Raw genomic sequence first — 14491 nt, 5'->3', positions numbered from 1 at the left:
TCATCACCACTCCGACAGGACCGATCGCTGGGCCCGCGCGAGCGCGCGGGTATCGGTCTCGTCGATGCCGAATACCTGGGCCACGAATTCACCGTGCACGATCTGGCAGCCGAAACGCCGCGCCTCGATCGTCCGCACCGCCGGGCGCAACGCCCGCACACAACGCGTCCCGGGTGGGCCTGCCATCTCGGCATAATTCGCTGTCGTCATGCGCGCCCTGCCCGCTTCGGCGTAGGCCGCGGCCGACGCCGCGTCGGTGGCGCGGTACAGGAATTTGTTGTGCGAGACCGCGATCGCGCGCACGCCGTGATCGGTGTACTCCCGCAGGTTCTCGCTCGGCCGGTCGTTGAGCAGTGCCATGGCACGCGGCCCGTACACGGCGAACCGGCGGTGGTCGGGGACGTAGTCGGCGGTCTTCACCAGGTGGGTGAGCATCCCGTCGGGGTCCAGGCGCAGCGCGGGCAGATCGGTGACCGGTGTCGGGGTGAAGTCCGCCAGCTCGGCCAGGTGCGCGGCGTAGGTCCGGGCCACCACGTCGGCCAGCGCGGATTCGACCGGATCGATGACCTTCGCGTAGACCCGGATGACGTGGTTGCGCCACACCAGCCAGCTGCCGACGGTCGGGATGCCGGGCCGCCAGTGGGTCAGCGCGGCGGGGAATCCGGGGACCGCGATGCGGGCGTTCTCGGTGTTGGCGGTGAAATCCTGTTCCTCCATCGCCGTGGCGGCCCGCCGCGCGGTCTCCTCGTCGGCGAACGCGAGGATCGCGATGGACAGCCACTTGTTCGCCTGCTCGTTGTGCCGCTCGGTGTTGCCCGCGATGGCGCCGAATCCGGCGTACACGTCGAAGTCCATCAGCGCGGTGCGCTGCACGCCCGAGAGCAGGTCGGTGATCCCGGTGTGGTCGGCGATCACACCGCCACCTCTGCCCTCGGTCAGATCGGGATCGATGCCGTCGGCGAAGGGGAGGTGCTCACCGAGGCGCAACGATTCGACGAGCATGCCCCTGCCCAGGCTCGGCGCGTCGTCGAAGTCGCCGGGGACCACCTGCGACGGGTAGTCGTGCTTCGCGACCGGGCCGGTCCCGGACGAACACGCCACCGTGCCGACGGTCAGCGCGAGCAGCGCCGCGACACAGCGCAACCGGTACCGCACGATTCCCCTCCCCAGCGGCCACCGTGATGACCACTCCTCCCGTGAAAACATCGTGAAGCTACCACCGATTCTCGACACGCGACGACTCATGCCGAGGGCAAGCGGCCGACGACGGGCTTCACCACGCCGTCGGCGATCGAGCACAGGTCGTCGCGCGAGCGCGCCGGAGACTGGAGGCGCACGGTCACCGTCTCGACGAAGGTCTCCCCCACCGGGCGGAATCGGAACAGCAGTGTGCAGGTGTCCGCGCCGTCGTAGTCGTCCCGCGTCACCAGTACACCGCCACCGAGGTCCACGTACCGGGGGAGCACCGGCAGCGACGAGCTGCGGGTCAGCGCGAGCGTGACCCGCAGGCGCGACTCGCCCACCCACTCGCATTGGTGCGCCGACAGCGGCGCGCCCGGCCCCATCGCACCCAGCGCGGCCAGTTCCGCCTCGCCCACCAGCGAGCACGGATCCACCGACGCCAGCGTGGTCATCCCCGGATCAGCCGGCAGCCGGTCGAGCGCGCCCAGCAAGCGCTCGAGGGTGTACTCGGTCAGCCCGCACGCGCGGCCCGAGCCGGTCACGACCAGCCCGAGTCGCGGTGTGGCCCCGCCGTCCACCGCGACGGCGCAGTCACCCTCGCGGCGCAGCAGCGGCAGACCCGCCGTGGTCCCCCCGCTGTCGACGAACCGGTCGGTGGCCGCGCCGAGTTCGACGTTCAGCCTGCCCGCGGACGACGAGCCCTCGCAGCCCCACGCGGGGCCGGGCTGCCACACCCACGAGTCGGTGGTGGTCTCGGCGCCCACCGAGTCGGCGGGCAGCTCGGGGCCGAGCGCGTCGAGCAACCAGGCGCAGGCGTCGACGCCGCGCCAGCGTTCCACGGCGGGCAGTTGCGCCGCCGGGCCCTCCGCCGTCGCGGGCGCGTCGCCGGTGCTCCGCAGGGCGACGGCCGTCACCCCCGCGACCAGCGCCAGGACCGCGGCCGCCACCCCGATGACGAGCCCCCGGTGGCGGCGTGTAGGCGAGGGCGGCGGGCCCAGCGGCGCCGACGCTATGGCGTGCGTCGCGTCCGGATCGGCGACGAGGATCGACAGGCTACGAGTGCGCCGCTCGATCTCGGCGTGCACCGCCTCCGGCCAGGGTCGCGCCCGCGCGGGCAGCACGCCGAGGTGATCGAGGATCTGCGCGGGAGTGGGCCGATCGGCCGGGTCCTTGGCCAGGCACCCGCTCAACAGCGCGCGCAGCTCGGCGGGCGCCCGGTCGAGCTCCACTTCCCGGTGCACGATATTGAACATGGTGTAGGCCACCGAGGCCGCCGCGAACGGGCTCTCCCCGGTCGCGGCCAGGAACAGCAGCGACCCCAGCGAGAAGACGTCGCTCGCGCCGGTCATCGCTTCGCCCGTCGCCTGCTCCGGCGACATGTAGGCGGGCGAGCCGATGAGCGAACCCACCTCGGTGATCACGCCGCCCTCGGCGGACTGCGCGATACCGAAGTCGATCACCCGCGGGCCGTCGGCCGCGAGAATCACGTTGGCGGGCTTGAGATCCCGGTGTATCAGCCCGGTACCGTGGACGGAGTGCAGCGCCGAAGCCAATCCGCTGGCGAGTACGCGCAGCGCGGGCACGGGCAGCGGCCCGAGTTCTTCGACCACGCGGTCCAGCGGCATTCCGGGGATGAACACCGATGCCAGCCAGGGCGCGGGACCGGTCAGCCGATAGTCGACCAGCGCGGCGGTGAACGCGCCCGAGACCCGCATGGAGACGGTGATCTCACGTTCGAATCGGGCACGGTACTCGGCGTCCTCGACCAGGTGCGGATGGATCTGCTTGATCGCGACGAAGCGGCCGTCCGGGCCCGCACCGAGCAACACGCGCCCCATTCCGCCCGCGCCGAGCACGCCGAGCACCCGGTAGCGCCCGATCACCGTCGGATCCGTCGGTGACGGTGGCTCGATCACAGTTGCGCTCCCACTCCCCACCCGCTCGACGCGGGCACTCTGCGTGACGATCCACGCGAGCGCGCCGCGTGGATCGGGTGAAAAGTAACACCCCGCTCGGCGGCCCGCGGCCCAGGACGTACCCGCTCGTGTGAGAAATCGCACCGGCGAAGCCTCTTATTCGGCGTCGGGCCCGGTGGCAGACTAAAAGCGTCAGAAAACCCGGGGACCCGGTCAGGGCCTCGAGGCGACACAGACGAAAGGGACGACGATGTCCGTATCCGATTCGGAAACCCCTGCCTACGGTGCGGCACCTGCCGAGCGCAAGACGCGGCGCAAGACGCGGGTGACGCATCTGCAGCAGAGGAAGGCCGCCGGTGAGCGGTGGGCCATGCTCACCGCCTACGACTACTCGACCGCCAAGCTGTTCGACGAAGCGGGCATCCCGGTGCTGTTGGTCGGCGATTCCGCCGCCAACGTCGTGTACGGCTACGACACCACGGTGCCGGTCACCGTGGACGAGCTGATTCCGCTGGTGCGCGGCGTGGTGCGCGGCGCACCGCACGCGCTGGTGGTGGCCGATCTGCCGTTCGGCACCTACGAATCCTCCCCGCAGCAGGCGCTGGCCACCGCCACCCGGTTCATGAAGGAGGGCGGCGCGCACGCGGTGAAGCTGGAGGGCGGCGAGCGGGTCGCCGAGCAGATCGCGCTGATCACGGCGGCGGGCATCCCCGTCATGGCGCACATCGGCTTCACCCCGCAGAGCGTCAACACCCTGGGCGGTTTCCGGGTGCAGGGCCGCGGCGACGGCGCGGAGCAGCTGATCGCCGACGCGATCGCCGTGCAGGAGGCGGGCGCGTTCTCCGTGGTGATGGAGATGGTGCCGGCCGAACTGGCCGGGCAGGTCACCCGCAAGCTGACCATCCCGACCGTCGGCATCGGCGCCGGCGCGGAGTGCGACGCGCAGGTGCTGGTCTGGCAGGACATGGCCGGCTACACCAGCGGCAAGACCGCCAAGTTCGTCAAGCGGTTCGCCGCGGTGGGCGACACGCTGCGCGAGGCGGCCGCGACCTACGCCGACGAGGTGTCGCGCGGCGTGTTCCCCGCTCCCGAGCACACCTTCTGAGCGCGTGACGACGGCCGACCGGGTGGTGGACGCCCCCGTCACGCTGCTCGGCCGGCCGCTCGCGCCGCTGGTGGGCTGGGCCCGCGCGGAGCTCGAGGCGCAGGGCATCGAGTGCACGGGTGCGGCCGAGGAGACGCGACGGCGTCCGTGGTCACTGCTCGCGCGCATTCCGACCACGGCGGGCACGATGTGGCTGAAGGCGAACGCGCGCGCCTTCGCCCACGAGGGCCCGCTGCTGGCCGAGATCGCACGGCTGTGCCCGGACGCGGTGCCCGAACCCCTTGCGGTGCAACCGGATCGGGGCTGGCTGCTGACCCGCGATGGTGGCGCGACCGGCGGCGGTGACGCCGTGTGGTCCACCGTGGTGCGCTCCTACGCCGATCTCCAGCACACCCTGTCGGCGCACGTGGACCATCTGCGCGCCACGGGAACGCCGTATCTTCCTCCCGCACAACTGATCTCGGTGTACCGCGACTTCGAACACCGGGCGCCCGGACTCGGCGGCCGCATCGAGGACGCGGCGGGCGAGCTGGCGGCGTTCGGCAGGCTGAGCGTGGAACACAACGACCTACGTCCCGGCAACGTGTTCGCGGGCAGCACCCGGTTGTTCGACTGGGGCGACGCCGTGCTCACCCACCCGTTCCTCTCGAAGACGCTGCTGCACAGCCCTTATCGCGCGGACTACGTAGAACGCTGGCGCCGCCGCGGTGAGGTCACCGACGCCGAGATCGCGCTCGCCGAACGCCTCGCGCCCCTGGTCGCGCTGCACCCGTGGCGCACGCTCGACGTGGCGGGATCACGGCTGGACCGCTTCGTCGAGGAACTGGTCGATGAACTGCGGGTAAACTTTCGCTGAGACCCGTTCGCGGCGAAGGATGGCAGACTCGATGCCGACAGTTTCGCCCCGGCAGGGGGCGGAACCGACCCAGCCGAGACGACCAGAGGTACCGATGCCGCACACCCGTTGGACTCCACGCAGCGCCGCGCTCCCCCGCGCCGCCTTCCTCGCGGCCGTCGCGGTCACCGCGGCCGCGCTCACCGCCTGCGGGACCTCCGGCGATCCGAACCCCACCGGCAGCTCGGACACCACCACCTCGGCGCCCGCGTCCGCCACCACCCCGAGCGCGACCACCGCGAAGCCCGCCCCCGAGGTGAGCGACGCCGCCGCCACCGCATTGTGCGACGCGATCCGCCCGGAACTGTCCAACTTCCGCGTGCAGGGGCCCACGCTCGGCCGCGTCGGGCTGAACCTGATCGTGCACCCGTGGGGTCTGCAGCACGGCATCGACGTGCTCGGCAACAAGTCCGTGGTGGACACCGTGACCCTCGAGTCCTGCCCGGACGTGCACCAGCAGGCCATCGAGGCGCTCGAGACGCCCGACCTGGCCTCGATCGTGGTCGGTCTCTGATGCGCCGCCCCCTCTACTCGCCGATCGAGCCGTACGAGACCGGCCTGCTCGACGTGGGTGACGGCCAGTCCGTGCACTGGGAGGTGAGCGGCAACCCCGAGGGCAAACCGGTCGTGTTCCTGCACGGCGGGCCGGGTGGGGGCACCTCGCCGTTGCAGCGCCGGTTCTTCGACCCGAGCGCCTACCGCATCGTGCTGTTCGACCAGCGCGGCTGCGGCCGGTCCACCCCGCACATCGCCGACGGCGCGAGCCTGGAGCACAACACCACCGGGCACCTGGTGGCCGATATCGAAACGCTGCGTACGCATCTCGGCGTCGAGCGCTGGCAGGTGTTCGGCGGATCGTGGGGCTCCACGCTCGCGCTGGCGTACGCGCAGCGGTACCCGGAGCGGGTGACCGAACTGGTGCTGCGCGGGATCTTCCTGTTGCGGCGCAAGGAGATCGACTGGTACTACAACGGCGCGGCGGGCTACGTCTACCCCGACGAGTGGGAGAAGTACCTGGCGCCGATCCCGGCGGCCGAGCGCGACGGCGATCTGGTGGAGGCCTACCACCGGTTGCTGCACTCCCCCGATCCCGAGGTCGCCACCGCGGCCGCGATCGCCTGGTCGGTGTGGGAGGGGTCGACGAGTTCGCTGCTGCCGCAACCGGATCGGGTCGAGGAGACGGGCGAGCCGCGGTTCGCGCTGGCCTTCGCCCGGATCGAGAACCACTACTTCCGCAACGGCGGATTCCTGGAGGAGGGCCAGTTGCTGCGGGACGCACCTCTCATCGCGCACATTCCCACCGTCATCGTGCACGGGCGCCACGACATCGTGTGCCCGGCGGTGAACGCGTGGGATCTGCACCGGGCGCTGCCCGCCTCGACGCTGCACCTGGTCGACGACGCCGGGCACGCCGCCACCGAACCCGGCATCGTGCACCACCTGGTCGAGGCCACCGACCGCTTCGCCAAGGCGGGCTGACCCGTGGCCCCCGACGCCGGCGCCGCCCTCACCGCCGCCCTGCGTGACGACGTGGACCGCCTCTTCGCCGCCGAGCCCGAAGTGCGCAGGGACGCTTGGGATTCGGTGCACCAGATGCGCGTGGCCACCCGGCGCCTGCGCAGCGTGCTGCGCTCCTATCGGAGCCTGCTGCGCAAGGAGCCGGCGGCCACGATGGGCGCCGAACTCAAATGGCTGGCCGGCCTGCTCGGCGTGGCCCGCGACGCCGAGGTGCGCGCCGAACGCTTCGGCGATCTGCTCGCCGTGCACGGCGCCGACGCGCCCGACTCCGTGACGGCGCGACTGGTCACGGCCGAACGCGACCGCTACGCCGCCGCGCACGCCGAGATCCTCACCGCGCTGGAAGGCGAACGTTATCGCGCGCTGCGGGAGGAACTTTCGCGGTGGCGCGAGAAGCCGCCGCTGCGTTCCGCGCGGGCCGCGGTGGCCTCGTCGAAGTTCTTCGGCATCGTGCTGCGCCGCGACCGGGACCGGGTGGAGGCGCTGATCCGCAGCGAGCCGACCGTCCCCGAGGACGAGCGCATCGAGATGCTGCACGATATCCGCAAGAGCGCCAAGCGTTTACGCTATTCCTGCGAGGCCGCCGAGCCCGTCCTCGGCGACGCGGCCCGCAGCCTGGGCTCGCGCGCCAAGCGCTTGCAGACGGTGCTGGGCGACCACCGCGACGCCGTCGAGTCCGCCGAGGCGATCCTGGAGCGGGCCGCCGAAGCCGAGGCGGCGGGCGAGGACCGGGCCGTGTATCAGCGCTTGGCGGATGCCGAAAACGCCGCGGCCGACGCGACTTTGGAGAAGTACCCGGCCGCCGCGGCCGCGCTCCTGGACGCCGAGTGACGCGCGGGCGGATCCGCCGCCCGATGTGGACCGGGCTCTGTGAACGAGCGCCTGAAGTGAGCGCCCTGGCGTACCTTTCCCACCGGGACGTGCCGCGCTCGCTATGTCCCTCGTGCGGCACGTCACCGCGTCGCATGATCGACTGTCGATGAGCGGCGGGGGCACCGCAGGCTGAACACCCGCCGCGGCAACCGAACTCACTCTGCCGTGAACGACACCTTGCGGGTGACCGGGTCGGCCGTGGTGAGGCGGGCGCGGATGGTGGCGCCTTCGGGCGGAGACCCTTCGCACGGCGCGAGCACGGGCGGGTCGGCGATGAAGATCTCGGCCGGGCGGTTGCCGTTGGCCTCGCGGATCACGATCGCGTCGTATACGCCGCCGGGGCGCGCGGCCAGCAGGGTCGCCTCGGTGAGGTCGATACAGGCCCGGTCCACCTTGCCCGCGACGCCGTCGGTGCGCTTCATGGTGTCGGCGGTGGGGCTCAGGCCCTCGCGAACCCACTGCGGCACTTCGGTTCCCGCGCAGCGCGCCAGGCACACCTCGAGGGCGAAGCGATCCGCGAGGCGGCGCAGCGGCGCGGTGACGTGCGCGTAGGGCGCGCCGATCCCGCTGTGCTCGAGGGTGCCGGGCAGCTCCCCGTTCACCACGGTGTAGGTGGCGCCGCGCAGCAAACTCGTGGCTTCGGACATGAGCACCAGCGCGGCCGGGGTGTTCGGATCGAGTCCGGCCAGCATCCGCCCCACGGACTGGTCGGCGGGCCACGGCACGCCCAGCGCGGCGGCGGTGCGGCGCATGGACTCGGCCGCCGACTCGGCGGGCGGCGGCATGGTGCGCAGCAGGCCGATGCGCTGTCCGTCGTCGGGGGCGTCCAGCATGATCCGGGCCGCGCACATCCCGGTGAGCAGCGAGACCTGCTCGTTCCAGTCGTCGGCGGCGGTGCGCGGCTCCAGCACCAGCCGCCAGTGGCCGTCGGCCGCGTCGTCGCGGATCACGCTCTGCGAGGGCAGGCGCAGGCCGATCGCGCCGCGCGCGATACCCGCCTCGATCCGTCGCGTGCCGAAGTCCGGCAGCGCCGCGATCGAGGGGTGCAGGCGGCCCGCGTCGGCGTCGGCCTGCACGCCCGCGTAGTCGAGCCGGGCGCGCGAGCGCACCAGCGCGCGGGCGACGGAGTAGTGCTGGGGTTCGCCGTGCTCGTCGAGTTCGATGGTCCACAGCGCGGCGGGCCGGTCGACGTCCGGCAGCAGACTGGCCGCGCCTTCCGAGAGCACCTCGGGGTGCAGCGGCACGGTGCCGTCGGGCAGGTAGAAGGTCTGACCCCGGGTGCCCGCCTCTTTGGCGAGCGCGCCCTCGGGGTGGATCACGGCGCCGACATCGGCGATCGCGTAATGCAGGAGAAAACCGGAGTCCGTGCGCTCGATATGCAGGGCCTGGTCGAGATCCATGGCTCCGGGGGGATCGATCGTCACCAACGCGAGGTCGGTGCGATCGATCCGGTCGCCCGCGAACGCGTCACGCGCGCCGCGGGCTTCCGCGGTGGCCTCGGCGGGATACGCCGAGGCCAGACCGAATTCGGATCGGATAGCGCCGAAATCGACCGGCGCCGAGGTGATCCGCTGGTGCAGTTCCACGGACGATACGTTACTGCAAGGCCAGCATCGTGCCGTTGAGCTCGTGGAACGGTCCGAACACCGTGAAGGTGACCCGCCCGGTGGGGTAGGTCGAGGAGAGTGCCGCCGCCGCATCCAGCGCCTCACCGAACGAGGGCGCCGACGGATGCGGCAGTCCCGCGACGGTGAGACCGAAGCGGGTGTCGGCCACCCACTTGGTGTCGGCCGGACTGAGGTCGACCTGCACACCGCCGGGGAGCGGAGTCACCGCGACCGCGTTGGCCGAACCGGCGCCCAGCACGGCAAAGAGCGATGCGGCTCCGGCGACGAGCGCGCCGGCGACCAATGAACGAACTACCCGCATAGAGTTGAGACCTGCTTCCGGGATAGAGGGTGAAATCGGCCCGGGGCTCCCCGGCGCCGGACCGTGCCAACGGCGACTACTTTATGACGTCGGTCACGGTCTGGGCCAGTTCCGGACGAATCGCCCGGCCCGGCTCGCCGTGTCGCGCCCGGCTGCTAGGGTTCGGTCCCGGGGCCGCGGGCCACGCGCGTCTCGCCTGTCCCATTCCGGGCCCCGTACGTCGAGAACTGGGAGTACTGCACTGATGTCATCGATCCTCTTCGACTACCTGCTGCCGTTGCTCGGTCCCGAGCAGGCCGCGTACTGGGCGAAGGTCTTCATGATCGACCCGGCGGCCTAGCCTCGAGCGCCGCCACACACCGGTCGCCTTCCGTTCACCGCACGGGAGGCGACTTTCCACCGGGCCGGTTAGCATCCCGCTCCGTGACAAGAACTTCCGCCGCCCTCGCGGTCAGCACCACCCTGTTCGCCCTGCTCGTCGTCGGCTGCAACGGGGACGACACGGCCACCGGCGAGGCCGCGGCGACCTCCGCCCCCGCCGCCTCCTCGGTCGCCGATCAGCCCGGCGGGGTCGAGGTGCCCGACAACATCAAGGCGGGCACCTTCGTGGTGAGCTACCGCAGCGCCTTTCCGAAGCTGGCCGAAGGCCGCACCGATGCCGAGATCGCCGACATCCTCACCGGCACCTGCGCCGACATCGACGGCGGCAAGTCCGAGGACGACACCGTGAACGCGATCGTCGACCGCACGAAATCCGGCGACGTGGCCGCGTCGAAGGAAGAGGCGCTCGCCATCTTCAATATCGCGAAGTACATCTGCTGAAACGTCCGCACGTGTAAGGCCCGTCGCCGCGGCGGCGTGCTCTCCCGGCAACGCCGTTCCCCTGGTTCTGCCCGAACCCATCGGGTTCACCTGGCGCGCAACACGACTGGTCGGTTCACTTCGCATCGACACCGTGGTGACCACCCGCCTATCAAACCCCCGTCCCCGCAACGTATCCCGCGCGGCGTGTCGCGGTGTGTCCGCGAAAGTCGCTCGCACTTCACCTGTCTCGGAACGCCGGGAGCGGGTACAACTAGCGCATGAACTTCCCGGTGGATTTCGGGATCGTGCAGATCGGCCTGATCCTGCTGATCCTGGTCGGGGTCGCGCTGCTGATCTCGGCGATCGCGCGCATGCGCAAGAAGGGCGCGAAGGCCGTGCTCGGGCGCGGGGCGGGTGGGGCGGGCTTGCTGATGGTCGCGGTGGTGTTGCTGTGGGTGGCGACCCTGATGCAGACCTATCTCGGACTCACGGGGGAGATCAAGGCCGCGCACGTGGTCGTCAGCGAGGCCGAGGACGGACAACTCCAGGTCGACCTCACCCTCTACGACGACGGCGCACCCGACCGCCGCGAGACCTTCCGCGTCGAGGGTGACCTGTGGGTGCTGCAAGCCAATATCGTCGAGCTCGAGCCGTGGGTGAACGCCCTGGGCTTCCACTCCGGGTACAAGGTCAGCCGCCTCTACGGGCAGAACCTGGACGGTGCCGCGACTTCCCAGGACCACATCTTCCTCAACGGCGACGATCGTGACTTCTTCGCCGACATGCGCGACGGCAAATGGTGGACCGCACCTTTTGTTCGCTCCGCCTATGGCAACGCCGTCATCGCCACCCCGGGCGAGTACGACGTCTATATCTCGCGCGACGCCATCAAAACGCGCCCGGTCGACTGACCATAGCCGCTGCGGGCACCACTGAATCGCCCGTATGTTCGACCACCGACATCCGTCCCCGCCTCGGCACCACCCACCCGGCAGTCGCGGTACGGTTGAGCACTGGTGTTCGCCGCCCGGCGGAGGCCCCACCGTCCACAGTGTTCAGGAGTTTGTTCGCGTTGAATGTCGAACCACCGATCCAGGCCAAGCTGCTCCAGCTCGCCTCCGTCGACGCCGAGCTGACGCGGATCGCCCACCGGCGCACGGTCCTGCCCGAGCAGCAGGAGGTGGCCCGGCTCGAAGGCGAGCGCAACGAGCTCAAGGACGCCGCGGTGGCGGTGGAGATCGTGCTGGACGACCTCGACCGCGACATCCGCAAGCTGGAGGGCGAGATCGAGGCGGTCCGCAAGCGCGAGGAGCGCGACCGCGGCATGCTCACCGCGGGTTCGGTTGGCGCGAAACAGCTTTCGGAGATCCAGCACGAACTCGGCAGCCTGGAGCGGCGGCGCGGCGTGCTGGAGGACGAACTGCTCGAGGTGATGGAGCGCCGCGAGGCCTCGGCCGCCGACCACGACCACGCGGGCGCGCGCCTGAGCAAGGCCGACGACGAACTCGCCGAGGCCCAGCGCCACCGCGACGAGGCGCTGGCCGATCTGGACGTAGCGCAGGGCCGCTGCGAGGGCGACCGCGCGAACCTGGTGCCGCTGTTCCCCGAGGAACTGCTCGCGATCTACGACCGGCAGCGCGCCCAGCGCGGCGTGGGCGCGGCGCTGCTGCAAGCCCGCAAGTGCGGTGCGTGCCGGATCGAACTGGATCGCGGCGAGATCGCCCGCATCGCGAAGACCGCGCCCGACGTGGTGGTGCGCTGCCCGGAATGCGGCGCGATCCTGGTCCGCACCAAGGAATCCGGTCTGTGATCGAGGCGGTGGCGTGAGCCACGAGCAGGTCATCGTCGAAGCCGACGGCGGCTCGCGCGGCAATCCCGGCCCGGCCGGCTACGGCGCGGTGGTGTTCGACGCCGACCACGCGACGGTGCTGGCGGAGCGGCGCGAGAGCATCGGTGTCGCGACGAACAACGTCGCCGAATACCGCGGCCTGATCGCGGGTTTGGAGGCGGCGGCCGAACTGGGCGCGCGCATCGTGTCGGTGCGGATGGACTCCAAACTGGTGGTCGAGCAGATGTCGGGCCGCTGGAAGGTCAAGCACGCGGCCATGATTCCGCTCGCCGACCGGGCCCGCCGCCTGGTCACCGGCTTCGACCGCGTCACCTTCGCCTGGATCCCGCGCGCCCAGAACTCCCACGCCGACCGCCTCGCCAACGAGGCCATGGACGACGCGTCCCTGGTCGACGAGGTGCGCACGGCCCGCGACGCGGGGCACGCGCCGACCGATACGGGAACGAGCGCCGGTGTCTCTCGCGAGCCGAAAACAACGCGCTTCCACGTGGATTCGGCCGAACGCACCGCGAGCGGCGGAGAATCCGGCGAAACCATCGACTCCGATGCCGGCGAAGGCGTCGCACCGGCGCCGGGTACCTGGGACGTCTCCCGACCGCCGAACACTGAGCGTGTCACCGTCTCCTACGGTGACGATGCCGCGGCCGATCGTGACCGCACCGCCGCAGTCAACCCCACGTCCCCCGGCTGGACCGGAGCCCTCGGCCGCCCCACGCGCTTCCTCCTGCTCCGCCACGGCCAGACGGAACTCTCTGTGCAGCGCCGCTATTCGGGCCGCGGCAACCCCGCTCTCACTCCCCTCGGCCAAGACCAAGCCGACCGCGCCGCGAAAATGCTTGCGGCCAAAGGCGGTATCGCCGCCGTGATCAGCTCCCCGCTCGGCCGCGCGCGGGAGACCGCCGAAGCGGCCGCCGCCGCACTGCGCGTGCCCGTGCACACCCACGACGGACTCATCGAGACCGATTTCGGCGAATGGGAAGGGCTCACCTTCGGGGAGGCCGCCGAGCGCGACCCGGAACTACACGCCCGCTGGCTCGGTGACCCGTCGGTGCCCGCGCCGGGCGGCGAGAGCTTCGACGCGGTGCGCGAGCGCGTGGAGGCGGTGCGGCGCGATCTCACGGGCCTGTACGCGGGCAGCAATATCGTGCTGGTCAGCCACGTGACACCCATCAAGACCCTCCTGCAACTGGCGCTCGGCGTCGGGCCGTCGCTGCTGTACCGGCTGCATCTGGATCTGGCGTCGCTGTCGATCGCGGAGTTCTATCCGGACGGCGGGTCCTCGGTTCGTCTGGTCAACGACACGTCGTATCTGGACTGAACCTATGCCGGTCTCGGAAAGTGGCCGCGCAAAGCGCGGTTTGCACGGCGGATGGCCGGTCGGGAGCGTTGGGCGGCCGAGGCGTCCCCGGTGCGCACGACCCCCTGAATGAACGGGTACTGTGGCTCGGCACACAGCGCTTGCGGCCCGCCGCGCCGGACCCGATGCATCGCTTGCCCATCGGTAGCCACACGCGGGGGAAAGTAATTCACCGGCTCACGCCGCCCCCGGTATGGCAACGTGTGTTCCCCGGCCGGGATCGGTGCGTGACCGGAGTGACGGTCGGCGACCGCTGTCGGTCAACGGTTTGCGAGAAGGAGAGTAACTGCTGTGAGGTTCAGGTGGATGGCGGCCGTGGCGGCCGTCATCGCGGGTGTCGGCGTGAGCGCGGCGGGCGTCGCGCAGGCCGCCCCGGAGAAGGTGGCGCTCGGCGGCGGATCCGGTCTCGTGTTCGCGAACGACTCCGCGTGCTCGCTCACCGCGATCGGCTACGACAACGCCGATCGGCTGGTCGGGCTCACCGCGGGCCACTGCGCCCCCGAGGGCACCCTGCTCGGCGCGGAGCACGCGCTGGAGGCGGGCGCCGTCGGTATCGTCGCCTACTCCGACAACGGGGAGAACCTGGACATCGCGGTCCTCGTTTTCGATCGCGACAAGGTCGCGCCGGTGCGCACCGTCGGAGGCACCACCATCAACGGCATCGGCGCCACCCCCGGCCCCGGCACCACCGTGTGCTCCAACGGACGCACCAGCGGCGCGGGCTGCGGCGTGGTGTGGGGCAATCTGGACGAGACCATCACGCTCAACCAGGCGTGCTCGCAGCCGGGTGATTCCGGCGGCCCGGTGACGGTCGGCGACCAACTGGTCGGCATGAACCAGGGCAGGCTGACCGGGCTGGCCGGCATCCGCTTCGACGTGCCGTGCACCGGTCAGGGCAACCCGGTCCACTCGCCGGCGTACTTCGCGCCGATCGACGTGGTGCTGGCCGCCATCAACGCCGAAGGCGGCCTGGGCGCGGGATTCCGCCCCTTCTGATCCGCTCCGACACCGTTCACCGCCGCGTGCCCGCGCAGGGCCGCGGCGGTGAATTCGTCCAGGGGGT

14 protein-coding genes are annotated in these 14491 nt (G+C 71.1%); 10 read left to right on the top strand and 4 right to left on the bottom strand.

What is annotated here, in order from left to right; translation table 11 throughout:
• Window positions 1-3: 3 nt before the first annotated feature.
• Both OHB21_RS23210 and OHB21_RS23205 read right to left on the bottom strand, forming a co-directional pair.
• The gene (locus OHB21_RS23210) at window positions 4-1155 is read right to left on the bottom strand and encodes a DUF7373 family lipoprotein (RefSeq protein ID WP_067511341.1); all 1152 of its coding nucleotides are present in this window, start codon (window positions 1153-1155) and stop codon (window positions 4-6) included.
• An 86-nt stretch (window positions 1156-1241) separates the two neighbouring features.
• Window positions 1242-3098, bottom strand: a complete 1857-nt coding sequence (locus OHB21_RS23205) for a serine/threonine-protein kinase (protein WP_147265851.1) — start codon at window positions 3096-3098, stop codon at window positions 1242-1244.
• A 250-nt stretch (window positions 3099-3348) separates the two neighbouring features.
• Here OHB21_RS23205 and panB point away from each other — a divergent pair, with 250 nt between their 5' ends.
• From panB to OHB21_RS23180, 5 genes are all read left to right on the top strand, one after another.
• Window positions 3349-4203, top strand: a complete 855-nt coding sequence (gene panB / locus OHB21_RS23200) for a 3-methyl-2-oxobutanoate hydroxymethyltransferase (protein WP_067511343.1) — start codon at window positions 3349-3351, stop codon at window positions 4201-4203.
• A gap of 4 nt (window positions 4204-4207) precedes the next feature.
• The gene (locus tag OHB21_RS23195) at window positions 4208-5059 is read left to right on the top strand and encodes a hypothetical protein (RefSeq protein WP_067511344.1); all 852 of its coding nucleotides are present in this window, start codon (window positions 4208-4210) and stop codon (window positions 5057-5059) included.
• Window positions 5060-5153: 94 nt separating this feature from the next.
• On the top strand, window positions 5154-5612 hold the full coding sequence (locus OHB21_RS23190; protein ID WP_067511345.1) for a hypothetical protein: 459 nt from the start codon (window positions 5154-5156) through the stop codon (window positions 5610-5612).
• Window positions 5612-6577 (top strand): prolyl aminopeptidase, encoded by a 966-nt coding sequence (gene pip, locus OHB21_RS23185; RefSeq protein WP_067511346.1) that lies wholly within the window; start codon window positions 5612-5614, stop codon window positions 6575-6577. The genes OHB21_RS23190 and pip overlap by 1 nt, the downstream gene beginning before the upstream one ends.
• Before the next feature lie 3 nt (window positions 6578-6580).
• The gene (locus OHB21_RS23180; protein ID WP_067511347.1) at window positions 6581-7447 is read left to right on the top strand and encodes a CHAD domain-containing protein; all 867 of its coding nucleotides are present in this window, start codon (window positions 6581-6583) and stop codon (window positions 7445-7447) included.
• Window positions 7448-7644: 197 nt separating this feature from the next.
• On the opposite strand, the gene OHB21_RS23175 is transcribed toward OHB21_RS23180, so the two are convergent.
• Both OHB21_RS23175 and OHB21_RS23170 read right to left on the bottom strand, forming a co-directional pair.
• A complete protein-coding gene (locus tag OHB21_RS23175; RefSeq protein ID WP_067511348.1) occupies window positions 7645-9075 on the bottom strand; it encodes an RNB domain-containing ribonuclease in 1431 nt (476 codons plus the stop codon).
• Between the two features lie 10 nt (window positions 9076-9085).
• Window positions 9086-9418 carry a hypothetical protein gene (locus tag OHB21_RS23170; RefSeq protein WP_067511349.1) on the bottom strand — a complete coding sequence of 111 codons (333 nt, stop codon included), beginning with the start codon at window positions 9416-9418 and terminating at the stop codon, window positions 9086-9088.
• A 423-nt stretch (window positions 9419-9841) separates the two neighbouring features.
• On the opposite strand from OHB21_RS23170, the gene OHB21_RS23165 reads away from it, so the two are divergent.
• From OHB21_RS23165 to OHB21_RS23145, 5 genes are all read left to right on the top strand, one after another.
• Complete coding sequence (locus tag OHB21_RS23165; RefSeq protein ID WP_195126050.1) at window positions 9842-10240, top strand: hypothetical protein; 399 nt, start codon at window positions 9842-9844, stop codon at window positions 10238-10240.
• 260 nt (window positions 10241-10500) lie between these two features.
• Window positions 10501-11133, top strand: coding sequence for a hypothetical protein (locus tag OHB21_RS23160; protein ID WP_067511351.1), 633 nt, complete (start codon window positions 10501-10503; stop codon window positions 11131-11133).
• A 161-nt stretch (window positions 11134-11294) separates the two neighbouring features.
• Window positions 11295-12032, top strand: a complete 738-nt coding sequence (locus OHB21_RS23155) for a zinc ribbon domain-containing protein (protein ID WP_067511371.1) — start codon at window positions 11295-11297, stop codon at window positions 12030-12032.
• 13 nt (window positions 12033-12045) lie between these two features.
• On the top strand, window positions 12046-13389 hold the full coding sequence (locus tag OHB21_RS23150; RefSeq protein WP_195126051.1) for a bifunctional RNase H/acid phosphatase: 1344 nt from the start codon (window positions 12046-12048) through the stop codon (window positions 13387-13389).
• A gap of 345 nt (window positions 13390-13734) precedes the next feature.
• On the top strand, window positions 13735-14424 hold the full coding sequence (locus OHB21_RS23145) for a chymotrypsin family serine protease (protein WP_067511372.1): 690 nt from the start codon (window positions 13735-13737) through the stop codon (window positions 14422-14424).
• Window positions 14425-14491 lie beyond the last annotated feature (67 nt).

It is taken from the genome of Nocardia puris (assembly GCF_036051655.1).
Taxonomy (GTDB): Bacteria; Actinomycetota; Actinomycetes; order Mycobacteriales; family Mycobacteriaceae; genus Nocardia; species Nocardia puris.
Note: the sequence above shows the minus strand (reverse complement) of the source record. Positions and strands in the feature narration are given on the sequence as shown.

Excerpts from the sequence above, each read along its gene's own strand:
- pip (WP_067511346.1), top strand. The coding sequence starts at position 5,612 with ATGCGCCGCCCCCTCTACTCGCCGATCGAGCCGTACGAGACCGGCCTG.
- OHB21_RS23145 (WP_067511372.1), top strand. The coding sequence starts at position 13,735 with ATGGCGGCCGTGGCGGCCGTCATCGCGGGTGTCGGCGTGAGCGCGGCG.
- OHB21_RS23160 (WP_067511351.1), top strand. The coding sequence starts at position 10,501 with ATGAACTTCCCGGTGGATTTCGGGATCGTGCAGATCGGCCTGATCCTG.
- OHB21_RS23170 (WP_067511349.1), bottom strand. The coding sequence starts at position 9,418 with ATGCGGGTAGTTCGTTCATTGGTCGCCGGCGCGCTCGTCGCCGGAGCC.
- OHB21_RS23190 (WP_067511345.1), top strand. The coding sequence starts at position 5,154 with ATGCCGCACACCCGTTGGACTCCACGCAGCGCCGCGCTCCCCCGCGCC.
- panB (WP_067511343.1), top strand. The coding sequence starts at position 3,349 with ATGTCCGTATCCGATTCGGAAACCCCTGCCTACGGTGCGGCACCTGCC.